Annotated in this window: 21 protein-coding genes and 1 tRNA gene; 16 read left to right on the top strand and 6 right to left on the bottom strand. The window is 68.6% G+C overall.

Annotated features, from left to right (window positions below; all coding sequences use genetic code 11):
* The first annotated feature begins 50 nt into the window (after window positions 1-50).
* The 4 genes from ACFX59_RS12580 to aguB all read left to right on the top strand — a co-directional run bounded on the left by ACFX59_RS12580 (window position 51) and on the right by aguB (window position 4,700).
* Entirely contained in the window at window positions 51-1,682 is a 1,632-nt protein-coding gene (locus tag ACFX59_RS12580; protein ID WP_387432619.1) for a M28 family metallopeptidase, read from the top strand.
* Between the two features lie 11 nt (window positions 1,683-1,693).
* Window positions 1,694-2,665 (top strand): agmatine deiminase family protein, encoded by a 972-nt coding sequence (locus ACFX59_RS12575; RefSeq protein WP_387432688.1) that lies wholly within the window; start codon window positions 1,694-1,696, stop codon window positions 2,663-2,665.
* A gap of 144 nt (window positions 2,666-2,809) precedes the next feature.
* Window positions 2,810-3,832 (top strand): hypothetical protein, encoded by a 1,023-nt coding sequence (locus ACFX59_RS12570; RefSeq protein ID WP_387432618.1) that lies wholly within the window; start codon window positions 2,810-2,812, stop codon window positions 3,830-3,832.
* 19 nt (window positions 3,833-3,851) lie between these two features.
* A complete protein-coding gene (aguB, locus tag ACFX59_RS12565; protein WP_387432616.1) occupies window positions 3,852-4,700 on the top strand; it encodes an N-carbamoylputrescine amidase in 849 nt (282 codons plus the stop codon).
* Window positions 4,701-4,740: 40 nt separating this feature from the next.
* Here aguB and ACFX59_RS12560 read toward each other — a convergent pair whose 3' ends face one another.
* On the bottom strand, window positions 4,741-5,415 hold the full coding sequence (locus ACFX59_RS12560; protein ID WP_387432687.1) for a uracil-DNA glycosylase: 675 nt from the start codon (window positions 5,413-5,415) through the stop codon (window positions 4,741-4,743).
* 22 nt (window positions 5,416-5,437) lie between these two features.
* On the opposite strand from ACFX59_RS12560, the gene folK reads away from it, so the two are divergent.
* From folK to ACFX59_RS12540, 4 genes are all read left to right on the top strand, one after another.
* Entirely contained in the window at window positions 5,438-5,914 is a 477-nt protein-coding gene (gene folK / locus ACFX59_RS12555; protein ID WP_387432614.1) for a 2-amino-4-hydroxy-6-hydroxymethyldihydropteridine diphosphokinase, read from the top strand.
* Window positions 5,915-5,934: 20 nt separating this feature from the next.
* Window positions 5,935-6,010, top strand: a tRNA-Lys gene (locus tag ACFX59_RS12550).
* 113 nt (window positions 6,011-6,123) lie between these two features.
* The gene (locus ACFX59_RS12545; protein WP_387432613.1) at window positions 6,124-8,670 is read left to right on the top strand and encodes a DegT/DnrJ/EryC1/StrS family aminotransferase; all 2,547 of its coding nucleotides are present in this window, start codon (window positions 6,124-6,126) and stop codon (window positions 8,668-8,670) included.
* On the top strand, window positions 8,667-9,761 hold the full coding sequence (locus tag ACFX59_RS12540; protein WP_387432612.1) for a glycosyltransferase family 2 protein: 1,095 nt from the start codon (window positions 8,667-8,669) through the stop codon (window positions 9,759-9,761). The genes ACFX59_RS12545 and ACFX59_RS12540 overlap by 4 nt, the downstream gene beginning before the upstream one ends.
* A gap of 146 nt (window positions 9,762-9,907) precedes the next feature.
* On the opposite strand, the gene ACFX59_RS12535 is transcribed toward ACFX59_RS12540, so the two are convergent.
* Complete coding sequence (locus tag ACFX59_RS12535) at window positions 9,908-10,039, bottom strand: hypothetical protein (RefSeq protein ID WP_309691896.1); 132 nt, start codon at window positions 10,037-10,039, stop codon at window positions 9,908-9,910.
* A 53-nt stretch (window positions 10,040-10,092) separates the two neighbouring features.
* On the bottom strand, window positions 10,093-10,245 hold the full coding sequence (locus ACFX59_RS12530; protein ID WP_387432610.1) for a hypothetical protein: 153 nt from the start codon (window positions 10,243-10,245) through the stop codon (window positions 10,093-10,095).
* A gap of 48 nt (window positions 10,246-10,293) precedes the next feature.
* On the opposite strand from ACFX59_RS12530, the gene ACFX59_RS12525 reads away from it, so the two are divergent.
* On the top strand, window positions 10,294-10,968 hold the full coding sequence (locus tag ACFX59_RS12525; protein ID WP_387432608.1) for a phosphatase PAP2 family protein: 675 nt from the start codon (window positions 10,294-10,296) through the stop codon (window positions 10,966-10,968).
* On the opposite strand, the gene ACFX59_RS12520 is transcribed toward ACFX59_RS12525, so the two are convergent.
* Both ACFX59_RS12520 and galE read right to left on the bottom strand, forming a co-directional pair.
* The gene (locus ACFX59_RS12520) at window positions 10,945-11,796 is read right to left on the bottom strand and encodes an HpcH/HpaI aldolase/citrate lyase family protein (protein WP_387432607.1); all 852 of its coding nucleotides are present in this window, start codon (window positions 11,794-11,796) and stop codon (window positions 10,945-10,947) included. The two genes, ACFX59_RS12525 and ACFX59_RS12520, sit on opposite strands and share 24 nt — an antisense overlap.
* A gap of 5 nt (window positions 11,797-11,801) precedes the next feature.
* Window positions 11,802-12,809, bottom strand: coding sequence for a UDP-glucose 4-epimerase GalE (galE, locus tag ACFX59_RS12515; protein WP_387432606.1), 1,008 nt, complete (start codon window positions 12,807-12,809; stop codon window positions 11,802-11,804).
* Window positions 12,810-12,886: 77 nt separating this feature from the next.
* Here galE and msrA point away from each other — a divergent pair, with 77 nt between their 5' ends.
* On the top strand, window positions 12,887-13,426 hold the full coding sequence (msrA, locus tag ACFX59_RS12510; protein WP_307102371.1) for a peptide-methionine (S)-S-oxide reductase MsrA: 540 nt from the start codon (window positions 12,887-12,889) through the stop codon (window positions 13,424-13,426).
* A 185-nt stretch (window positions 13,427-13,611) separates the two neighbouring features.
* Here msrA and ACFX59_RS12505 read toward each other — a convergent pair whose 3' ends face one another.
* Entirely contained in the window at window positions 13,612-14,547 is a 936-nt protein-coding gene (locus tag ACFX59_RS12505; protein WP_387432605.1) for an L-threonylcarbamoyladenylate synthase, read from the bottom strand.
* A 107-nt stretch (window positions 14,548-14,654) separates the two neighbouring features.
* Here ACFX59_RS12505 and ACFX59_RS12500 point away from each other — a divergent pair, with 107 nt between their 5' ends.
* The 6 genes from ACFX59_RS12500 to ACFX59_RS12475 all read left to right on the top strand — a co-directional run bounded on the left by ACFX59_RS12500 (window position 14,655) and on the right by ACFX59_RS12475 (window position 20,964).
* Window positions 14,655-15,473, top strand: coding sequence for an arylamine N-acetyltransferase (locus tag ACFX59_RS12500; protein ID WP_387432604.1), 819 nt, complete (start codon window positions 14,655-14,657; stop codon window positions 15,471-15,473).
* A 465-nt stretch (window positions 15,474-15,938) separates the two neighbouring features.
* A complete protein-coding gene (locus tag ACFX59_RS12495; RefSeq protein WP_309691914.1) occupies window positions 15,939-16,253 on the top strand; it encodes an STAS domain-containing protein in 315 nt (104 codons plus the stop codon).
* The gene (locus tag ACFX59_RS12490; protein WP_307102379.1) at window positions 16,250-16,618 is read left to right on the top strand and encodes a response regulator; all 369 of its coding nucleotides are present in this window, start codon (window positions 16,250-16,252) and stop codon (window positions 16,616-16,618) included. Before ACFX59_RS12495 ends, ACFX59_RS12490 begins: the two co-directional genes overlap by 4 nt.
* Window positions 16,615-18,612, top strand: a complete 1,998-nt coding sequence (locus tag ACFX59_RS12485) for a chemotaxis protein CheA (RefSeq protein ID WP_387432602.1) — start codon at window positions 16,615-16,617, stop codon at window positions 18,610-18,612. Before ACFX59_RS12490 ends, ACFX59_RS12485 begins: the two co-directional genes overlap by 4 nt.
* Before the next feature lie 4 nt (window positions 18,613-18,616).
* Window positions 18,617-19,120, top strand: a complete 504-nt coding sequence (locus ACFX59_RS12480; RefSeq protein ID WP_309691920.1) for a chemotaxis protein CheW — start codon at window positions 18,617-18,619, stop codon at window positions 19,118-19,120.
* A 59-nt stretch (window positions 19,121-19,179) separates the two neighbouring features.
* Window positions 19,180-20,964 carry a methyl-accepting chemotaxis protein gene (locus tag ACFX59_RS12475; RefSeq protein ID WP_387432601.1) on the top strand — a complete coding sequence of 595 codons (1,785 nt, stop codon included), beginning with the start codon at window positions 19,180-19,182 and terminating at the stop codon, window positions 20,962-20,964.
* Window positions 20,965-21,015 lie beyond the last annotated feature (51 nt).

Below are 21,015 nucleotides of genomic sequence, written 5' to 3'. Positions count from 1 at the left end.
CGGCGACGCCGCCCGGCACAACCTCCCCAAACACAAGGGGAAAGCACATCATGCGTCGTCTGGTCCTATTGTCCCTCCTGCTCTCGGGCACCGCCATCGCGCAGGAACGGCCCGCCATTTCGGTCGACACGCTCAAGACCGTGACGCAGGTCCTATCCTCCGACGAATATGAAGGCCGCGCGCCGACCACGCCCGCCGAGGACAAGACGGTCGCCTATATCATCGACCGCTTCCAGAAGGCCGGTCTGAAGCCCGGCAACAAGGGCAGCTGGACCCAGGACGTGCCGATGGTCGAGATCACCGCGACCGACGTCCAGCCCTTCACGGTGGCGGGCAAGGGGCAGCCCATTTCGCTGGCCTACCGCACCGACATGGTGGCGGGGACCTATCGCGTCACGCCCCGGATCGACGTGAAGGACAGCGAGATGGTCTTTGTCGGCTATGGCATCACCGCGCCCGAAAAGGGCTGGGACGATTATGCCGGGGTCGATGTGCGCGGCAAGACGGTGGTCATCCTGATCAACGACGCCGACTGGCAGACCATGGGGCGCGAAGGGCCGTTCGAGGGCCGTGCGATGACCTGGTATGGTCGCTGGCCCTATAAGTTCGAGAATGCCGCCAAGCACGGTGCCGCCGCCGCGCTGATCATGCACCAGACTGAACCCGCCGCTTACCCCTGGGCGGTGGTCCAGTCCTCCTGGACCGGGCCGCAGCTGGAGCTGGACGAGGCGGGGGATCATATGGACCAGAGCCAGGTCATCGGCTGGATCCAGCAGCCCGTGGCCGAGCGCATCCTGAAGGCGGCGGGCCAGGACCTCGCCACGCTGACCAAGGCGGCGCAGCAAAAGGGGTTCAAGGCGGTGCCGCTGGGCCTGACCCTGTCGGGCGGCTTTACCAACACGATCCGGCGCCAGGCATCCAAGAATGTGATCGGCGTCCTGCCCGGCAGCACCGAGCCGGGCGATTACGTCCTCTATTCGGCGCATTGGGACCATCTGGGCCGCTGCGACGCCGTGGACGGCGACGATATCTGCAACGGCGCGCTCGACAATGCCACGGGCATCGCCGGGCTGGTCGCGCTGGCCGAGGCGCAAGCAAAGGCGGGGCCTGCCAAGCGTTCGATCGCGTTCCTGGCGGTGACGGCGGAGGAAAGCGGGCTGCTCGGCTCGGGCTATTATGCGCAGCATCCGGTGTTCCCGCTGGCGCGGACCGTGGGGGGCGTGAACATGGACGGGCTGAACGTGACGGGCCGCTCGAAGGACTTCGTGCTGGTCGGCAAGGGCAAGTCCGAGATCGAGGATCTGGCCAAGGGCTTTGTCGGCCGGCAGGGCCGCTATATCGGCGAGGAAGCCAATCCCGAGCGCGGCAGCTATTACCGTTCCGACCATTTCTCCTTCGCCAAGCTGGGCGTGCCGATGCTCGACGGCGGGTCGGGGCAGGACAAGGTGATGGGCGGTATCGCCGCAGGCAAGAAGGCGACCGAGGATTATGTCGCCAACCGCTATCACAAGCCCGCCGACGAATATGATCCCCGCTGGGATTGGTCGGGCGCGGTCGAGGATTTGACGGTCTATTATCAATTGGGCAGGACGCTGGCCGACCGGCCGGGCCTGTGGCCCAATTGGTATCCCACCGCCGAATTTCGCGCCATTCGCGATCAAAGCAGGAAGAACGTCCAGTGACCACGCAGACCGTGACCACGCCCCCGCCGCCCGAATGGGCCCCGCATGATGCCGTGTGGATCGGCTTTCCCAGCCATCCCGAGCTGTGGCAGGAGGATCTGGAGCCTGCGCGCGAGGAGGTGCTGGCCTTTGCCCGCGCCGTCCATGCCGACGGCCGGGGCGAGCGGGTGATCCTGGTCGCCGCCGATGGCGAGGCGGCCGACGCCGCGCGGGCCATGGCGGGCGACGCGGCGGAGGTGATCGTCCAGCCCTTCGGCGATATCTGGCTGCGCGACACCGGCCCGATCGTCACCGGCGACGGATCGGCGCGGCTGTTCCAGTTCAACGGCTGGGGCGGCAAATACGACCTGCCCGGCGACGATACGGTCGGCGCGCGGCTGGCCGAGGATCGCGGTATCGCGGCGACGGCGTGCGACTGGGTGCTGGAAGGCGGCGCGATCGATGGCGACGGCACCGGGCTGGTCATCACCACGCGCCAGTGCCTGCTCAACCCCAATCGCAACCCCGAGCTGAGCGAGGCAGCGATCGCCGACCGGCTGGGGCGCGACCTGGGGCTGACGCGGATCGTCTGGCTGGGCGATGGCCTGCTCAACGACCATACCGACGGCCATGTCGACAATCTGGCGCGCTTCGTCGGCCCGAACCGGGTCGCCATGCCCGAGGCCGCCGAGAACGACCCCAACTGGCAGGTCTATGCCGCCGCCAGGCGCACCGCCGAGGCGGCCGGGCTGGAGGTCGTGACCATCCCGTCGCCCGGCCGCGTGCTGCGCGACGAAGAGGTGGTGCCCGCGAGCTACATGAACTTCTATATCGGCAATGCGGCGGTCGTCGTGCCGATCTATGGCAGCGAGAATGACGATGCGGGCGTCGCCGCGATCCAGGCGATCTTCCCCGACCATCAGGTCGTCGGCCTGCGCGCCGACGCGATCCTGACCGGCGGCGGCAGCTTCCACTGCATCTCGCAGCAGATCCCGGCGCGCTGATCCGAATCGCGGCCGGCAAAGGGCCCGCGCTTCCAGAGGGGAGCGCGGGCCTTTTTGCTGTGTAACGCTTCCAGCGGAGGGGGATCGGGGATGCGGCCCCTCGCATAAGGTGCTACTCCTTTCATGATAGAAGGGGGATGCGCCATGATGATCGCCCGCTCGACTGCCACGCCCGATCGTTCCGTCTGGTCGGCCATCGTCCCTCCCCTCGTTATCATGGCGGCGGCGGCCCTGCTCCGCCTGCCGATCGCACTGGCCCATCCCTATGCGGCGGCATTGCTGTTCCTGTGGGTCGCCTCCGACGCGATGATGCTGGGCCTGATCGCCCGCCATCGCCGTCCCGGCTGGCGCGCGGGCATTGCTGCCATGGCGATGGCGGGTTCGGCGGTCCTTTCCCTGTCGCCGGTGCCGATCCGCGCCGCCCTGGTCGACATGCCCTGGGCGCTGGCGGTGCCGGTGGTCGCGATCGGCCTTCATGGCGGCTGGGGCCTGTGGCGCGTGGCGGAGCGGGTGCGACATTGGGGTGCGCGTGATCCCGATCGCTGGGGCGCATTGCTTGGCGAAATTCTACCCCCGCCACTTGCGCGCTTCGCCATGGCCGAGGCGAGGCTGCTGCATCTGGCCCTGTTTCGTTGGAACGGCGCACCAGACGTGCCGCCGGGGACGATCGGCTTTGCCTATCACCGCTATCTCCAGCCGATGATGATCGCGCTGCTGCTGCTATCCTGCATCGAGATCGGGGTCACGCACCTGCTCATCGCGCATTGGAACCGGACGCTGGCGTGGATCCTGTTCGCGATCAGCGACGTGTCGCTTCTCTATCTGGTCGGCCTCATCAAGTCGCTGCGGCTGGCACCCATGTTGCTGACCCGGACGGGGGTACGGATTCGCGCCGGGATTCTGATCGACCGGACAATCCCCTATGAAGCGATCGCCGAAGTCACGGCGAATCCCGATGGAGAGACGGTGCGGGCGCCGGGCAGCTGGGACGTGGCGTTGCTCGCCTGGCCCAACCTGATGCTCCGGCTCGAAACGCCGCTGCCGCCCCGTTCGCCCTGGCATGGCGCGCCGGTCCACGCGATCGCCTTGCGGCTCGACGAGCCCGGTCGCTTCCTCGACGAATTGCGCGCCCGGCTGGTCACTCGGCGGGTGACGGGCCGGTCCTGAGCCATTAAAGGGCGTGGCCATGACCCAGATCACCGTCGCCGCGCTGCAACTGGCCTTCACCGCCGATATCGACCGCAACATCGCCGAGGTGTCGCGCCTCGTCCGCGAGGCGGCGGCCCAGGGCGCGCAGGTGATCCTGCCGCCCGAATTGTTCGAGGGCGAATATTTCTGCCGTGTCGAGGACGAGGGGCTGTTCGCCAACGCCAAGCCGACCGCCGAGCACAAGGCGGTGCGCGCGATGCAGGCGCTGGCCTCCGAGCTGAAGGTCCATATCCCGACCAGCTTCTTCGAGGCGGACGGCCCGCATCACTATAACTCGCTGGCGATGATCAATCCCGACGGGCAGGTCGCGGGCGTCTATCGCAAGAGCCATATCCCGGACGGTCCGGGCTATGAGGAGAAATTCTATTTCCGCCCGGGCAATACCGGGTTCAAGGTGTGGGACGGCCCCGCGACCAAGCTGGGCGTCGGCATCTGCTGGGACCAATGGTATCCCGAGACGGCGCGCGCGATGATGCTGATGGGCGCCGAACTCCTGTTCTATCCCACCGCGATCGGCAGCGAGCCGCATGACGACAGCCTCGACACCGCCCGGCTGTGGCGGCGCGCCATGGTCGGCCATGCGGTGTCCAACGTCGTGCCGATCGTCGCGGCCAACCGGGTCGGCTGCGAGCATGGCCAGACCTTCTACGGCACCAGCTTCATCTGCGACGAGCGCGGCGACATCCTGGCCGAGCTGGATCGCGAGGAAGAGGGCGTGATCGTTGCCACGCTCGACATCGACCGGGTGAAGCGCCACCGCGCGGCGTTCGGCTTCTTCCGCGACCGCCGTCCCGAGCTGTACGGGCGGCTGGTCCAGGATATCTGACGTCTTGTTCCTCCCCAGGCGCGCTTGGGGAGGAGTGGGATCATCCCCGCAAGGCCAGCGCCCGTTCGAACACCGCCTCGAACATGGCGGGGGTCAGTCGCCCGGTATTCTGGTTGTAGCGCGAGCAGTGATAGCTATCGAGCACCACCGGCCCGCCGCCGGGCAGGCGGTGCTCGGCCAGATGCGCGAACCGCGCCTTGGGCAGGCGTCCGCCCAGCGCCTTGATGACCGATCGGTGCGCGATCTCGCCCAGCGCGATGACGACCGACAGCCGGGGCAGCGCGGCGAGTTCCTGCTCCAGGAAGGTGCGGCAGGTGCGGATTTCGTCGGGCGTCGGCTTGTTCTCGGGCGGCAGGCACTTGACCGCGTTCAGGATCACCGCGCCGTTCAGCGTCACGCCGTCATCGACCCGCGCGTCGAAATTCCCCTCGGCCAGCCCGAACCGGGCGAGCGTGCCATAGAGCAGCGGCCCGGCGCCATCGCCGGTAAAGGGGCGGCCGGTGCGGTGCGCGCCATGCTTGCCGGGGGCCAGCCCGACGATCGCCAGCCAGGGATCGGCATCGCCGAAGGGGGGCACGGGGCCGTTCCACCAGCCGGGATATTCGGCGGCGACCGCGTGGCGGACTTCGACCAGGCGGGGGCATAGCGGGCAGTCATGGGGCGGCTGGACGGGCACGAGCGGCGCGGGGATGGCGGGAAAGGATGCATCGGACATCGCGCTCGGGTAGTCGTCGGGCATGACGACGACAAGCTATGCCATCGCGCTGGGTTCCAACCGTCCGGGGCGCCATGGCTCCCCGCGCGCCGAGATCCGCGCGGCGCTGGCCGAGCTGGGCGATGTCCGCGCGGTGTCGCCGATCATCGTCACCGCGCCGGTCGGCCCGTCGATCCGGGCCTTCGCCAATGCCGCCGCGCTGGTCGACAGCCCGCTCGATCCGCCCGCGATGCTGGCGCGGCTGAAGGCGATCGAACGCGCCTTCGGGCGGCGGCGCGGGCAGCGCTGGGGCGCGCGGGTGATCGACCTCGACATCATCCTGTGGTCGGGCGGGGTCTGGCGGTCGCCGGGGCTGGTCGTCCCGCACATCGCCTATGCCGCGCGCGCCTTCGTGCTGCACCCGCTGGCCGCCATCGCCGCGGACTGGCGCGATCCGCGCGACGGCCGCCGGGTGAGACATTTGCGACATGGTGTTGACCGCAGGCGTCCGCGCCCCTAGGTCGCTTCCACCCCGATGGAGGGTCCGTAGCTCAGTTGGTAGAGCAAGCGACTTTTAATCGAGAGGTCCCGGGTTCGAGTCCCGGCGGACCCACCACGGGGTGTTTCAAGACATTGCGGACCTTTCCGGATTAGCGGCGGCATCCTGGCCCGCCGCGTCCCCGCCTGATACGCGTGGCACGATGGGGTCATGGCGGCAGGGGCTGCCCCATGGTAATCCGTAGCGGCGCCAATGACGTAGGATGCTGGCGCGCCGAACAGGACGAGCGCCGCATGGATTTTCCGCTGATCGCCCCCCGACCGCCCCGGCTGTCCGAGCATCTGGACGGGCTGAAGCGGATCGAGGCGTCCGGGCAGTTCAGCAACAACGGCCCCGAAGTCCGCGCGCTCGAGGCGGAGATGGTGGACCGGCTCTTCGACGGCCGGGGGGCGGCGCTGGCGGTGGGCAATGCGACGCTGGGGCTGATGATCGCCATCCGGCAGGCGGCGGGCATGACGCCGAAGCCCGGCATGCTGGCGATGATGCCCGCCATGACCTTTGCCGCGACCGCGCAGGCGGCGATCTGGGCGGGGCTGACGCCGTTGATCGTCGATGTCGATCCGCAAAGCTGGACGGCCGACCCGGCCGAGGAGGAGCGGATGCTCGCGCGCCATGGCGACCGGATCGGGGCGATCGTGCCCTATGCCACGTTCGGCACGGACATCGACCTGGATCGCTATGCCTGGCTGGCCAGACGCCATGGCGTGGGCGTGGTCGTCGATGCGGCGGCCTCGCTGGGCACGCTGGACGAACGGGGGCAGGGGTTCGGCACGGGGGCGCCCTTCACGCTCGTCTATTCGATGCACGCGACCAAGACCTTTTCGGTCGGGGAGGGCGGGCTGGTCTATAGCGGCGATGGCGAGCGCATCGACCAGTTGCGCGCGATGGTGAATTTCGGTTTCGAGCGCGGGCGGGTCGCGACGCTGCCCGGCATCAACGCCAAGATGCCCGAGATACTGGCCCTGATGGCGCGCGCGAAACTGGCGGAGATCGACGCCGTCTGCGCCGCGCGCGCGGATCTGGACTGCGAGTATCGTGACAGCCTGCCCGGCTATGGCTTTCAGGCGGAGCGGGGGCGGCGGCAGGCGACGCAGTTCATGCCGGTGCTGTTGCCGCCCGCCATTGCGGCGCGGCGCGATGCGGTGATCGCCGCCCTGGCGGCGGACGGCGTCGGGGCGGGCCATTATTTCAGCCCGCATCTCGGCGAGCAGCCGCTGTTCCGCGACACCGCGCTGATCCAGCCGACCCCGGTCGCGGATGCGCTGTCGGCGCGGATGCTGAGCCTGCCGATCACGGACGGGATGAAGCCGGGCGATGCCGGGATCGTCGCCGAGCGGCTGAAGGCGGTGGTCGCGCGCATCGCCGCCGAGGGTGCGCCCGCGCCGGACCGCGACCGGCCCTGTGGTTGCCTGGTGGTAGGGGGAGGCCCGGCGGGAACCGCGATCCTGATCGCGGCGAGCAAGACGGGACAGCTGGTGCCGCTGGCCCGGCAGGGGCTGGTCCTGGTCGAACGGTCGGACCGGATCGGCGCGGGCGAGCTGGGCGGCTATGCCATCCGCTCGGACACCACCGCCGAAACCTTCCTGTCGGCGGTGAAGGGCAATCCGCATCCCGAACTGGCCGCGCTGGAGGCGCATCCGGCGGGGCAGGTGATGGCGGGCTATTGCGGGGCGCTGGGCGCGCCGCTCCGCGATACCGCGCCGCTGCTGGAGGCGACGGCGCAGCGGCTGCGCGGGATCGTGACGGATCATGGCGGGGCGGTCCTGACCGCGACCGAGGCGGTGCGCGCGGACCGCATGGCGGATGGCGGGTGGCGCACCACCCTGAACGGTCCCGATGGCGTCCGCACCCTGACCTCGCGGCATATCGTCATAGCTACTGGGGGATATCAGACCGACGAACAGATCGCCGACACGATGGTGGCGGGCGCGCGGCTGGGCGATATGGCGGGGGAGCGGCTGATGCGATCCGACGCGCTGCTGCGGCATGGCGGGATCGATCGGGTGCGGGAGCGGCTGGCGGGAGTCCGCGCGCCGCGCGTCGCGATCATCGGCGCATCGACCAGCGCGATCGCCTGCGCCGTGCAACTGCTCAAATGCCATGATCTGCCCGTCGGAGCGGAGGCGATCACCCTGCTCGTCCGGACGCCGCCCAAGCCCTTCTTCCCGACGGTCGAGGCCGCCCATGCCGAGGGATTCACCGATTTCACCCCGGACGACATCTGCCCAGTCAGCGGCTTCGTGCTGCGTCTCGCCGGGTTGCGGCTGGAGTCGCGCGAACTGGTGCTGCGGATGCTGGCGCTTGGCGGGCGCACGCCCGATCCGCGGCTGGCGCTTCACCGGATCGCGGGCGATGCGGACCTGCACGCGCGCGCCATCGTCGGCGCGGCCGATCTGGTGATCGGGGCGCTGGGCTATCGCCCGCGCGCGCTGCCGCTGTTCGACGCCGACGGCGCGGCCATCGCATTGGCGCATGAGGAGGGGCGGCCGATGGTCGACCGCCATTGTCATATCCTCGATGCGCAGGATCGGCCGGTGCCGGGCGCCTATGGCATCGGCCTGTCCGCCGGCTTCGTGCCCTGGGGGCCGCTGGGGGGAGAGAAGAGCTTCCGGGGGCAGGCCAACGGGCTGTGGCTGTGGCAGAACGATGTCGGCCGGATGATCGTCGATCAGGTGCTGGGGCAGGGCGATGCGCAATCGGGTGCGGCGGCGGCATGAGCGATCCGATCGTCAGCGTCGTCATTCCCGCTTATAACGGCGCGGCGCTGATCGGTGAGACGCTGGCCAGTCTGGAAACCCAGACGCTGACCCAGTGGGAGGCGTTGGTCGTCGACGATTGTTCGTCCGACGACACCCGCGCGCTGGTACGCCACTGGCGCGATCCGCGTGTCCGCCTGATCGAGAATGCGGTGAATGGCGGCCCGGTGCGGACGCGCAATCGCGGCTTTGCCGAGGCGCGGGGACGCTATCTGGCGGGGCTGGACCAGGACGATCTCTGCCGTCCCGAAAGGCTGGCGCGGCAGGTCGCCTATCTGGAGGCGAATCCCGATGTCGCGCTGGTGGGGGCGCAGGCGGAGCAATGGGTCGAGGGGCGGATCCTGCCCATGAACTATGCGCCGCACACCACCCCCGATCTGATAGCCTGGCTGAGCTGGATCGAGAATCCGCTGGTCTGGTCGACGGTGATGGTCCGTGCCGAGGTCGCGCGGCGGCTCGATCCGTTCACGCGGCCCGACATCCTCTATGCCGAGGATTTCGACCTGTATCATCGCATCCGCCCATTCGGCCGGATCGCGCGGCTCGACGAGCCGCTGCTGATCTATCGCCAGCATGCCGGGGGCGTGTCCAAGCGCTTCACCGACACGATGCGGGACAGCGCGACGCGGGTGCTGGCCGAGGCGCATCGGCCGCATCTGGGCGCGGAGGCCGAGGCGGTCGCGCAGCTGCTGGTCCGGCACAATATGGGCGGCCTGCCGGTCGCGGACGGGGTGACGTTCCGGCGGCTGGGACGGGTGATCGCCGGGTTGCAGGCGGCCTTCATCGCCGAGGTCGCGCCGCGTGACGAATCCCTCGCGCTGATCCGCTGGGAAACCGCGCGGCGATGGCGGCAACTGGCGCGCGCCGCGCTGCGCTCGGGCCGCGTGACGCTGGGCGATGTGCTGAGCGCGCGGCCGCCGCATCTGGGGCTGGGCTATGCGGGGCTGGACGATCTGCTGCGCTGGCGTGCCATAGGCGCGGTGCGACAGCTGCGTCGCATCCGTCGGGAATCGGACTCATCCACCGTCGAAAACGAATCGCCCAAGGGGTGATTCGCGGCGGCGACGTCGCGCTTCGGGATCGGGGCGGACCGCTAGCGGACGGCCCAAACAAAAGCCCGCGCAGAGGGGGCTGCGCGGGGGATGGCAATCAGTGCGTCTTGGGAGCCGGGCTTGTCGATCCGCAAGCCCCGGAAAAATCAGAAAAGATGATGAACCAGTCGCGAGGCGCCCAGCGCGACGCCGCCAACGGCGACCCAGCTGGCCATCGCACCGAAGGCCAGGATCAGCAAACGGTCAACGGGCGAAATGGCGTTATCGTTCATGGTCATCGGTCCTCTCCGACCGGTCTGCCTGCCGGTATGAGACATTTCTGCGACAAAATTCACCGAGAAGCAAACCCATTTTTCAAATCAGCCTGATTGATAAATTCTCCGTTCAGGAAAAAGAGGAGGGGCAAAATGCCCGCCTTGGCCTCGCCAGGCCCGGAAATCGGGCATTTCCCCTTGCCTTGCCAGGGAGATGGCACGATCAGCACCCTCCTATGACAGATCCGAACCCCGTCCCCGATATGCGCCCCGCGTCCGTGTTGAGCGAACCCGGTGTTCGACCCTCGACCATGCCGCTGGCGTTGCGCGGCGCCGCCGCGGGCGCAATGGCGCTGGCGCTTCTGCTGATTCTGGGCCTGCTGATCGATCACTGGCCCTTTGCCTGGGACCGGGCGATTCTGACCGGGCTGCGCGCGCACGGCCAGTCGCGCGCGCTGATGCGGGCGGCGGTCGATGTCACCGCGCTGGGCAGCGTGCCGGTGCTGATCCTGATCATGGCGGGGGCCGTATCGCTGCTGGCCGCGCGTCGGCTGTGGCTGACCGCGATCGCCACGGCGGCGGCGGGGATCAGCGGGGGCATGGCGGTGACCCTGGTCAAGACGATCGTCGCGCGGGCGCGGCCCGATCTGGTGCCGCACTGGGTCGACGTGTCCAATGCCAGCTTTCCCAGCGGCCATGCGGCGGGCAGCGCGATGGTCTATCTGACGCTGGCCGCGCTCGCGACGCAGGTGACGCAGGAGCGGCGGGTGCGCCACATGATCGTGATCCTGGCGGTGCTGCTGGTCGGGATGATCGGGGTCAGCCGCGTCTATCTGGGCGTGCACTGGCCGTCCGACGTCGCCGCCGGATGGTGTTTCGGAACGCTCTGGGCGCTGGGCTGGTGGTGGGCGACCGCTGCCGCCCGCGAGTCATGGCGCGGCGCGCGCCAATAGCCGCTGCGCCGCCTTCAGGTGCGGCGCATCGAGCATCTTGCCGCCCAGCTGGAGGACCCCCGCGCCGGGGTTCGCCGCGAACAGGTCGACGATCGCCTGCGCCCGGATCACCTCTTCGGGGGTCGGGGTGAAGGCGGCGTTGATCACCGGCACCTGCCGGGGATGGATCGCCATCATGCCGGTAAAACCGTCGCGCCGCCCGCGCGCGGCATAATCGGCCAGCCCGTCCGCGTCGCTGAAATCGGGATAGACCGTCTCGATCGCCGCGACGCCCGCCGCATGCGCCCCGAACAGGGTCAGCGAACGGGCCAGCTGATAGGGGGCGGTATAGCCGCCATCGGCCTGGCGCGCGGTCGTGGCGCCGATCGCGGCGGGCAGATCCTCCGCGCCCCAGGTCAACCCGGCGAGCGGCAGACGCGCGCCCGCATAGTCGCCCAGCCGGAAGATCGCCGCCGGGGTCTCGGTGGCGATGGGCAGGATGGGGGGCAGGACGGGGATGTCCGCCACTCCCAGCGCCGCCAGCGCGTCCAGGCTGGCCAGCCCTTCCGCCTTGGGCAGGACGAGGCCGTCGGGACGCGCGGGCAGGATGGCGCCGAGATCGTCGGCGGCCAGCGGTCCGTCGACCGGGTTGATCCGAACGAAGATGGCCTTGTCCGTCTCGCGCGGGGCGGACAGGAAGCGGGCGACCGCCTCGCGCGCCATCGGCTTGGCCTGGGTCGCGACCGAATCCTCTAGATCGAGGATCAGCGCGTCCGCCTCCGTCCGCAGCGCCTTGGCCATCAGGCTGGGCTGGTCGCCCGGCACGAACAGGAGCGAACGCAGCCGCATCGGCGTCAGCGGCCCATTTCGGCCAGCTTGCGCTCCCAGGCCAGCGCGTCGCGGACGATGCCGTCCAGGTCGTCGCGCTGCGGGCGCCAGGGCAGCGCCGCCAGGATCGCGCTATTGTCAGCGACCAGTTCCGCAGGATCGCCCGCGCGGCGGCCCTCCATCCGGCGCTCGATGGTCAGGTTCGTCACCCGGTCGACCGCGTCGAGCACCTCGAGGACCGAGAAGCCGCGACCATAGCCGCAGTTGAGCGTGTGGCTCTCGCCCGGCTGCGCGACCAGCAGTTCCAGCGCGGCGACATGCGCGGCGGCGAGGTCGGAGACATGGATATAGTCGCGCACGCCGGTGCCGTCGCGGGTCGCGAAGTCGGTGCCATAGACGCCGACCGCCTCACGCTTGCCGATCGCCGCCTCGACCGCGATCTTGATGAGATGGGTCGCGCCGACCGTCGACTGGCCCGAACGGCCCTGCGGATCGGCGCCTGCGACGTTGAAATAGCGCAGCGCGCAATAGTTGATCGGATGCGCGGCGGCGACGTCCTTCAGCATGATCTCGGTCATCAGCTTGGACATGCCATAGGGATTGATCGGCGCCTTGGGATCGCTCTCCTTGATCGGCACGCGTTCGGGCGTGCCATAGGTGGCGGCGGTCGAGGAGAAGATGAAATGCGCCACGCCCTCGGCCACCGCGCTTTCCATCAGCGAACGGCTGGCGGCGGTGTTGTTGCGATAATATTTGAGCGGATCGGTGACCGACTCGGGGACGATGATCGCCCCGGCGAAGTGCATGATCGCGCGCACGCCATGTTCGCGGATCGCGGCGCGTACCGCCTCGTCGTCGGCGACATTGGCGACGACCAGCGAGGCACGCGGATCGACCGCCCAGTCGAAGCCGGTGACGAGATTGTCGAGCACGACGACGTCATAGCCCGCATCCAGCAGCGCCAGCACGGCATGGCTGCCGATATAGCCGGCGCCGCCGGTCACCATCACCTTGCCGTCGATCGTCGCCATCATCTTTTGTCCCAAAGCCTTGGATTGTCGTCGCCTAGCGCCTTCCTATCTAGGCACACAAGACGACAAGGAGATTCCGAGTGACCGAATATGTGACGCTGGCCGGCGGATGTTTCTGGTGCACCGAGGCGGTGTTCAAGGACGTGATCGGGGTCGAGTCGGTCGAGAGCGGCTATATCGGCGGGACCGTGCCCAACCCGACCTACAAGCAGGTGTGCGGCGGCGATACCGGCCATGCCGAAGCGATCCGCATCGGTTTCGACCCCGAGCAGCTGGCGCTGGACGATCTGCTCGACATCTATTTCGCGACGCATGATCCGACGCAGCTGAACCGCCAGGGCAATGACGTGGGCACGCAATATCGCTCGGCGATGTTCCCGGCCGACGAGGCGCAGGAGACCGCGATGGTGGCGGCGAAGGCGCGTGCGCAGGACGGCAGCGACAAGCCGATCGTCACCACGATCGAGCCGATGGCCGAATGGTATCCGGCGGAGGATTATCACCAGGATTATTGGGAAACCTCGGGACGCTCCAACCCCTATTGCATGGCGGTGATCCCGCCCAAGCTCCAGAAGCTGCGCAAGAGCTTCGCCGCGCGGTCGAAGGCGGTGACGGCGTAAAGCAGGTATGGGGCTGGGGGCGGGACACTTCCTGCCTCCAGTCCTCACCCCCGTTCAGCCTGAGCGTAGTCGAAGGCCAAGGGATTGGCCGACGCCACAAAGGCATTTTTGGCGAAAGTCCGGGGCGTGGCCTTCGACTACGCTCAGGCTGAACGGAGGTTGGGCAGTGCCCTTCAACCGGCGTCTTAGCGCGTCGCCGCGCGCCGCAGCCGGTCGTTGATCGCCTCGCCGATCCCGTCCGCCGGGATGGGGGCGACCGCCAGGCGGGCGTGGTCGCTCGCATCGGCGCGGTGAAGGGCGTCGAACAGCCGTGCGGCGGCTTCTACCGGATCGCCGCTCGCCGACAGCGTGTCGTGCCCCGCGACCGCGCCGAAGCCGATCAGCCATTCGTCCGCATCCGCTGCCGTTGCGTTCAGCCGCAGCGCCTTGCGCGGGGCATAATGGCTGGCGAGCTGCCCCGGCGCGGTGACGATCGCGGGGGCGTCTGGCCCCTGTTCGACCGTGCCCAGCACGCCCGCCAGCATCGCCGCCGTGACCGGGCCGGGGCGCAGGATGGTGCGGCCCGCGACGATCGTCGATTCCAGCCCCGCTTCGGTCGCGCCGTCGTCCAGAATGGGCACGTCCGGCCCCAGGCTGGCGCGGACATGGGCGGCGCGGGTCGGGCTGATCCCGCCGCTGGCATTGGCGGAGGGGGCGGCGAGCGGACGGCCGCTCTCCGCCAGCAGCGCCTGCATCGCGCGGTGGCGCGGCACCCGGATCGCTACCGTGTCCAGCCCCGCCGTCACCAGCGAGGCGATGCCCGACCCCGCCCGGACCGGGCGCACCAGCGTCAGCGGGCCGGGCCAGAAGGCCTCGGCCAGCGCCAGCGCCTCGGCATCGAAGTCGGCCAGCGCCTGCGCCGCCGCCAGATCGGCGACATGGACGATCAGCGGGTTGAAGGACGGCCGCCCCTTGGCCGCATAGATGCGTGCCACCGCCGCTGCGTCGGTCGCATCGGCGGCGAGGCCATAGACCGTCTCGGTCGGCACCGCGACGATCCCGCCCGCCGCGATCACCGTGGCGGCGGCACGGATCGCGGAAGGGCCGAAGGGCAGGGTCGGGTCGTGATCGGGAAAGGTCATGGCTGACGCGGCCTATATCCTGTCGGAACGTGCGCGATAAGGGGGCGGGGCAGGGCCATGCGCGCGCCCCTTCGACAATCGCGGTCGGGCATCCTATCTGCTGGGCCATGTTCGACCTCGATTCCTATCTCGCCCGCATCGCCCTTCCCTCGCGCGTGACCGTCGATGCCGAAGGGCTGGCGCGGTTGCAGCGCGCGCACCGGCTGGCCATCCCGTTCGAGAATCTCGATGTCCGCCTCGGCCGTCCGATCGCGATCGACAGCGCCAGCGTCTTCGCCAAGCTGGTCGGGGCCCGGCGCGGCGGATATTGTTTCGAGCAGAACCGGCTGCTCCTCGACGTGCTGGCGGCGCATGGCTTTGCCGCGCGGCCGCTCCTGGCGCGGGTCTGGCTGCGCGCGACCGACGTGCCGCCGACCACCCATACGTTCAGCCTCGTCCATATCGACGGCCAGGACTGGATCGCCGATGCAGGCTTCGGGGGCAGCTATTCGCCACCGATGCCGTTGGTCGACGGAGCGGAGGCGGACGGCCCCGATGGCGCGCGCTTCCGGCTGGTGCGCGACGTCCAGCATGGCTGGATGCTGCTGCGCGACGGGCATCCGGGCAACACCGATGGCCGCTCGATGGGCGAGGGGTGGGAGCCGCAATACAGCTTCACCACCGACCATGTCTGGGATGCCGATCTGGCGATGGGCAACCACTGGACCTCCACCTATGAGGAGAGCCGGTTCCGCCTGGCCAATATCGTCAGCATCATCCTGCCGCGCGGCTTTGCGACGCTGACCGGCCGGCATTATCGCCGCTGCGTTGGGCAGGAGGTGACGGAAGGGACGATCACCGATCCGCGCGTCTATCGGATGCGGATGAGCCTGATGTTCGGCATTGACCTGACCGCCGACGAAACCGCGACCCTGTTCGCCGAATAATCCCGAACCCCGTCCGCGAATCGCGCCGTCGCCGGGTGGCAGTGCGATTCGCGGTCGTTCTCGATCGATCTTCACCGAAATGCCGTCCGGCGGATGCTTCCCCGGACGGTTTTCCCGTGCGCGCCGCGCCATCTGATGCCGATGAAATGGCGGCTTTTCAGGACATCGCACAGGCACGGCCAATAATTCGCCATTTTGGGCAGAAAATTTTGCCCATTTAAGGGGCATTTTACCTTTGTTCCCTATCCCCTCAAATGAATGCGGGGGAATTACAAATGAGTCGACCCTTAAAGACGCCCCTTCACCCGTGCCAAGGCAAGCCGGGTGCAGCCGCGTGACAAGGGTGACTCCCGATTGGGATACGGAACCGGGCGCCGAAATCTTGACGATCGTCCCGATAGATAAGTGATCCTCGACGCAGGCGCGATCCTGCGCCGTCGAATCTTTGCTGCGAAGGATAAAATCATGTCGATCACGACAGTGATGGCAAGCGAGAATCTGTGCCTGCCGAACATCGGCACGCTTGCCGAGGAATTGCAGGCCGTCATCACGCCGGGCGCGACGGTCCGGCTGGATCTCTCCGAGGTTGCCGCCCCCGATCTGAGCGTCGTCCAGCTCGTCCAGGCGGCACGGGTCGGCGCGGCGGAGGTCGATTGCGATTTCGCCCTGGCGGCCCCGGCGGGCGAGTCCTTCCGCGCGCTTCTCAACCGGGCGGCCTTCCTGCCCCACCCCAACCCCGAACACAGCCAATTCTGGTTCCACGGAGATACGGACCAATGACCGCCTCGATCCTTACCGTTGACGACAGCGCCTCCCTGCGCATGGCGATCCGCATCGCGCTGACCGGCGCGGGCTATGCGGTGACCGAAGCCGCGGACGGCGTCGAGGGGCTGAGCAAGGCGACCGCGACCCGGTTCGACCTGATCGTCACCGACCTGAACATGCCCAATATGGACGGGTTGGAAATGATCCGCGCGCTGCGCCAGCAACCCGCCCAGGCGGGTGTGCCGATCATCTTCCTGACCACCGAATCGGACGACGCGATGAAGGCGCAGGCCAAGGCGGCGGGCGCGACCGGCTGGCTGGTCAAGCCCTTCCAGCCCGAACAGCTGATCCGCGTCGCGCAGAAGGTCCTCGCACGGTGAGCGGCGAGGATCCGACAGCCGCCTTCCGGATCGAGGCGGGCGAGCTTCTGGAGCAGGTCGAACAGGGGCTGCTCGACCTGGGGCACCGGCTGGACGACATGAGCCTGGTCAATGCCGTGTTCCGGGGGCTTCACACGCTCAAGGGCTCGGGCGCGATGTTCGGCTTCGACAAGCTGGCGGCCTTCACCCATCACTGCGAAACCGCGTTCGACCGCGTCCGCAAGGGCGATGTCCGCGCGACGCCGGACCTGGTGTCGGTCATCCTGTCGGCGGGCGACCATATGCGCGCGCTGGTCGAGGGCGATGCGCCCGAGGCCGAGGGGCAGGCGATCCTGACCCGGCTGGCGGCGGCGGTCGACGCCGCGGCGGGCGGGGCCGGCGAAGCGCCCGCACCCGTCGCCGCGCCGGTCAGGACGGGCTGGACGCTGTCCTTCCGCCTGCCGCCCGACGCGATGGCCAACGGCACCAATCCGCTGGCGCTGCTCGACGAGCTGCGCGAGCTGGGCGAGGCGACGATCGTCGCGCGGACCGACGACATTCCCGCGCTCGGCACCTTCGAGCCCGGCCACTGCGTCGTCGGCTGGGACTGCACGCTGATCGGCGACATTTCGCGCGATGCGATCGAGGACGTCTTCCTGTTCGTCATGGACGATATGGAGATCACCATCGCCCCGCTGGCGGTCGAGGCGAGCGAGGAACCGGCGGTGGCGGACGAACCGGCGGCGGCATCGCCCGTCGCGGCTCCGGCCCCCGCACCCGCCGTCACGGCCCCGGTCGCGGCGAACGACCAGCCCGCCCGCACCCCGGCCAACCGGTCGCAGGGCGAGCATGTCCGCGTCCCCGCCGAGCGTCTCGACGAACTGATGGACCGGGTCGGCGAACTCGTCATCGCGCAGAGCCGCTTGTCGCAGCTGGCGGGCCATGGCCACGACCTGAGCCTGCGCTCCGTCTCCGAGGAGATCGAGCGGCTGGCGGGCGAGATGCGCGACACGATGATGATCCTGCGCATGGTGCCGGTCTCGACGCTGTTCGGCCGCTTCCGCCGCCTGATCCACGATCTGGCGATCGAAACCGGCAAGACGATCGAACTCGTCACCGAGGGCGAGACGACCGAGGTCGACAAGACGGTGATCGAGCGGCTGTTCGACCCGCTGGTCCATATCATCCGCAACAGTTGCGACCATGGCCTGGAACGGGCCGAGGACCGCATCGCGGCGGGCAAGTCGGCCAGCGGCCTGATCCGCCTCAGCGCGCATCAGGCGGGCGGCGAGGTGCTGATCACCATCACCGATGACGGGCGCGGCATCGATGTCGAGCGGGTCCGTGCCAAGGCGGAGGCCAATGGCCTGATCCAGCCGGGGCAGGTGGTCGGCGAGGACGAGTTGCTGGGCCTGATCTTCCACCCCGGCTTCTCGACGGCGGCGCAGGTCACCAACCTGTCCGGGCGCGGCGTCGGCATGGACGTGGTCAAGCGCACGATCGAAAGCCTGCGCGGCTCGATCGACGTGAAGAGCGTGCCCGGCCAGGGTTCGACCATCACGCTGCGCATCCCGCTGACGCTGGCGATCATCGAGGGGCTGCTCGTCCGGGTGGGTGAGGGACGCTATGTCATCCCGCTCGCGGCGGTCGAGGAATGCCTGGAGCTGTCGCTGGAGGAGGATCTGCGTTCGCGCGGGCGCAGCATCATCACGCTGCGCGAGCGGCTGGTGCCGTTCCTGCGGCTGCGCGACCTGTTCGACACCGGGACCAAGCCCGACACCTATCAGAAGATCGTCGTGGTCGGCACCGGCCAGGAGCGGGTCGGCCTGGTCGTCGACCAGATCATCGGCAACCACCAGACGGTGATCAAGGCGATGTCGCCGCTTCACCGCAACGTCGCGGCCTTTGCGGGCGCGACCATATTGGGCGACGGTTCGGTCGCCCTGATCCTCGACATCGCCCAGCTGATCGCGCTGAGCCAGCCCAGGGAGGAGCGGCGTCTGGCCGCTGGATAAGCCCATGCCCTATCACAAAGTACCCCATTGGACGCCCGACCAGGGGCTGGAGGTCCTGACCTTCGGCCTGGGCGGAGAGACCTTCGCACTGGAGGCGGGCATCGTCCGCGAGATATTGGACATGATGCCGGTCACCGCGGTGCCGGGCGCCGATCCGCTGGCCGCGGCGGTCATCAACTTTCGCGGGCGCATCGTGCCGCTGGCCGATCTGCGCGGTTCGTTCGGGATGGAGGCGCTGAGCACCACCGCCGACAGCCGGATCATCGTCATCGAACTCGACCTGGACGGCAATCCGATCCTGATCGGCCTGACCGCCGACCGGGTGAACGAGGTGACCGTGCTGCATGCGGGCGATGCGGAGGAGGCGCCCGTCATCGGCATGCGCTGGCCGCGCGACCATGTCCGCTGCCTGGTCCGGCGCGAGGGCGACGTCGTCGTCCTGCCCGATCTGGCGGCCCTGTTCTCGCGTCTGACCGCCCATGCGACCGAGGCGGCAAGCATCCACTAAAACATACGACATATCAGCCATTTGTGCGGGGGGACAAAATCATGCGAGCAACGATAAAAATGAAACTGGCGGCCAGCTTTGCCGTCACGATATTGCTTTTGCTGGCCGTCATCGGCGTCGGCATCGCCAAGATGAACGCACTGAACTCCGCGATCACCGAGGTCATCGCGGGCCCCGCCAAGCGGCTGGAGATCGCGCTCATGGTCAATGAGCGGATGAACAAGACGCTGCGCTTCGAAAAGAACATGGCGCTGACCAACGACGATGCGCTGACCCGCAAGTTCGACGAACAGGTCATGAAGGCGCGCAGCGAGACGCGCAACATGATCGCGACGGGGCTGAACATCGCCAGCGCCGACGGCAAGCCGCGCTGGATGCAGGTCCAGTCGCTCTTCGAGCAATATGTGCCGGTCAACGACCAGATCCGCAGCCTGGCACTGGTCAACAAGAATGCCGAGGCCGGACAGCTTTCGGTGTCCAAGTCGCGCGAGATCGCGGGCACCATGTCCGACCAGATCGACCAGATCGTCAATATCGCGCAGGACGCGATGAAGCAGGCCGATGCCGATACCAATGCGCAATATGAGCAGGCGCGCAACATCCTGCTGGCGACGGCGGTGGCGGCGATCCTGATCGCGATCGGTGCGGCCTTCTGGATCGCGCGCCTGGTGTCGCAAGGGCTGAGCAAGGTGTCGGTCGCGCTCGACGCGGTGGCCATCGGCGATCTCAGCCAGGATGTGACCGTCAAGACCAATGACGAGATCAAGGACCTGGTCGACACCGTCAACCGCATGACCGCCAATCTGCGCGAGAGCGCCCAGCTGGCCGATACGATCGCCAGCGGCGACCTGACCATCAGCCACCAGCCCCTGTCGGACAAGGACGTGCTGGGCCATGCGCTGGTCTCGATGGTCGAGCGTCTGCGCGGCGTGGTGAGCGACTCGACCCAGGCGGCGCAGAATGTCGCGGCGGGCTCGCAGCAGCTGTCCTCCTCGTCGGAGCAGGTGAGCCAGGGCGCGACCGAACAGGCCGCCGCCGCTGAGGAAGCCTCGGCCTCGATGGAGCAGATGGCCGCCAACATCAAACAGAATGCCGATAACGCGACCCAGACCGAGAAGATCGCACGCCAGTCGTCGCAGGACGCCGAACAGAGCGGTGCGGCGGTGCAGAAGGCGGTCGTGGCGATGCGCACCATCGCCGAGAAGATCGGCATCGTGCAGGAGATCGCGCGCCAGACCGACCTGCTGGCGCTGAACGCCGCCGTCGAGGCGGCGCGTGCGGGCGAACATGGTCGTGGCTTCGCGGTCGTCGCCGCCGAGGTCCGCAAGCTCGCCGAGCGCAGCCAGACGGCGGCGGCCGAGATCAGCGGCATGTCCTCGGACACCGTCGCCGCCGCCACCCAGGCGGGCGAGATGCTGACCAGGCTGGTCCCCGACATCCGCCGCACCGCCGAGCTGGTCGCCGAGATCAGTGCCGCCTGCCGCGAACAGGATATCGGCGCGGTCCAGATCAACGAGGCGATCCAGCAGCTCGACAAGGTGACCCAGCAGAACGCCTCGGCCTCCGAGCAGATCTCGTCCACCTCGGAGGAACTGGCCAGCCAGGCCGAGGAGCTTCAGGAAGGCATCGCCTATTTCCGCGTCGAGAAGACCGGTGGCCAGCATGTGCGCAGCTCGGCGGTTCGCAAGCCGGTCGTCCAGCGCGCCGCGCCGGCCAAGAAGGCCAGCCCGGCCTCGCGACCCGGCTCGATCGCCGACCAGCAGGCGCGGGTGCGCGGCTTCGCGCTCGACCTGGCCAATGGCGGTCCCGACAGCGAGGACGCCGATTTCGGACGCGCCGCCTGATCGCTGCGTGACCGGGGGAGGCGGATCGCCTCCCCCACCCCCCCCTTTTCC

The sequence above is a fragment of the Sphingomonas sp. NCPPB 2930 genome, from assembly GCF_042867205.1.
Classification (GTDB): domain Bacteria; phylum Pseudomonadota; class Alphaproteobacteria; order Sphingomonadales; family Sphingomonadaceae; genus Sphingomonas.
Note: the sequence above shows the minus strand (reverse complement) of the source record. Positions and strands in the feature narration are given on the sequence as shown.

Bases quoted from the DNA above. Each gene is read 5' to 3' on its own strand.
- ACFX59_RS12580 (WP_387432619.1), top strand. From the start codon at position 51: ATGCGTCGTCTGGTCCTATTGTCCCTCCTGCTCTCGGGCACCGCCATC.
- ACFX59_RS12570 (WP_387432618.1), top strand. From the start codon at position 2,810: ATGATGATCGCCCGCTCGACTGCCACGCCCGATCGTTCCGTCTGGTCG.
- aguB (WP_387432616.1), top strand. From the start codon at position 3,852: ATGACCCAGATCACCGTCGCCGCGCTGCAACTGGCCTTCACCGCCGAT.
- ACFX59_RS12560 (WP_387432687.1), bottom strand. From the start codon at position 5,415: ATGTCCGATGCATCCTTTCCCGCCATCCCCGCGCCGCTCGTGCCCGTC.
- folK (WP_387432614.1), top strand. From the start codon at position 5,438: ATGACGACGACAAGCTATGCCATCGCGCTGGGTTCCAACCGTCCGGGG.
- ACFX59_RS12545 (WP_387432613.1), top strand. From the start codon at position 6,124: ATGGTAATCCGTAGCGGCGCCAATGACGTAGGATGCTGGCGCGCCGAA.
- ACFX59_RS12540 (WP_387432612.1), top strand. From the start codon at position 8,667: ATGAGCGATCCGATCGTCAGCGTCGTCATTCCCGCTTATAACGGCGCG.
- ACFX59_RS12535 (WP_309691896.1), bottom strand. From the start codon at position 10,039: ATGACCATGAACGATAACGCCATTTCGCCCGTTGACCGTTTGCTGATC.
- ACFX59_RS12520 (WP_387432607.1), bottom strand. From the start codon at position 11,796: ATGCGGCTGCGTTCGCTCCTGTTCGTGCCGGGCGACCAGCCCAGCCTG.
- galE (WP_387432606.1), bottom strand. From the start codon at position 12,809: ATGATGGCGACGATCGACGGCAAGGTGATGGTGACCGGCGGCGCCGGC.
- ACFX59_RS12505 (WP_387432605.1), bottom strand. From the start codon at position 14,547: ATGACCTTTCCCGATCACGACCCGACCCTGCCCTTCGGCCCTTCCGCG.
- ACFX59_RS12500 (WP_387432604.1), top strand. From the start codon at position 14,655: ATGTTCGACCTCGATTCCTATCTCGCCCGCATCGCCCTTCCCTCGCGC.
- ACFX59_RS12495 (WP_309691914.1), top strand. From the start codon at position 15,939: ATGTCGATCACGACAGTGATGGCAAGCGAGAATCTGTGCCTGCCGAAC.
- ACFX59_RS12490 (WP_307102379.1), top strand. From the start codon at position 16,250: ATGACCGCCTCGATCCTTACCGTTGACGACAGCGCCTCCCTGCGCATG.
- ACFX59_RS12480 (WP_309691920.1), top strand. From the start codon at position 18,617: ATGCCCTATCACAAAGTACCCCATTGGACGCCCGACCAGGGGCTGGAG.
- ACFX59_RS12475 (WP_387432601.1), top strand. From the start codon at position 19,180: ATGAAACTGGCGGCCAGCTTTGCCGTCACGATATTGCTTTTGCTGGCC.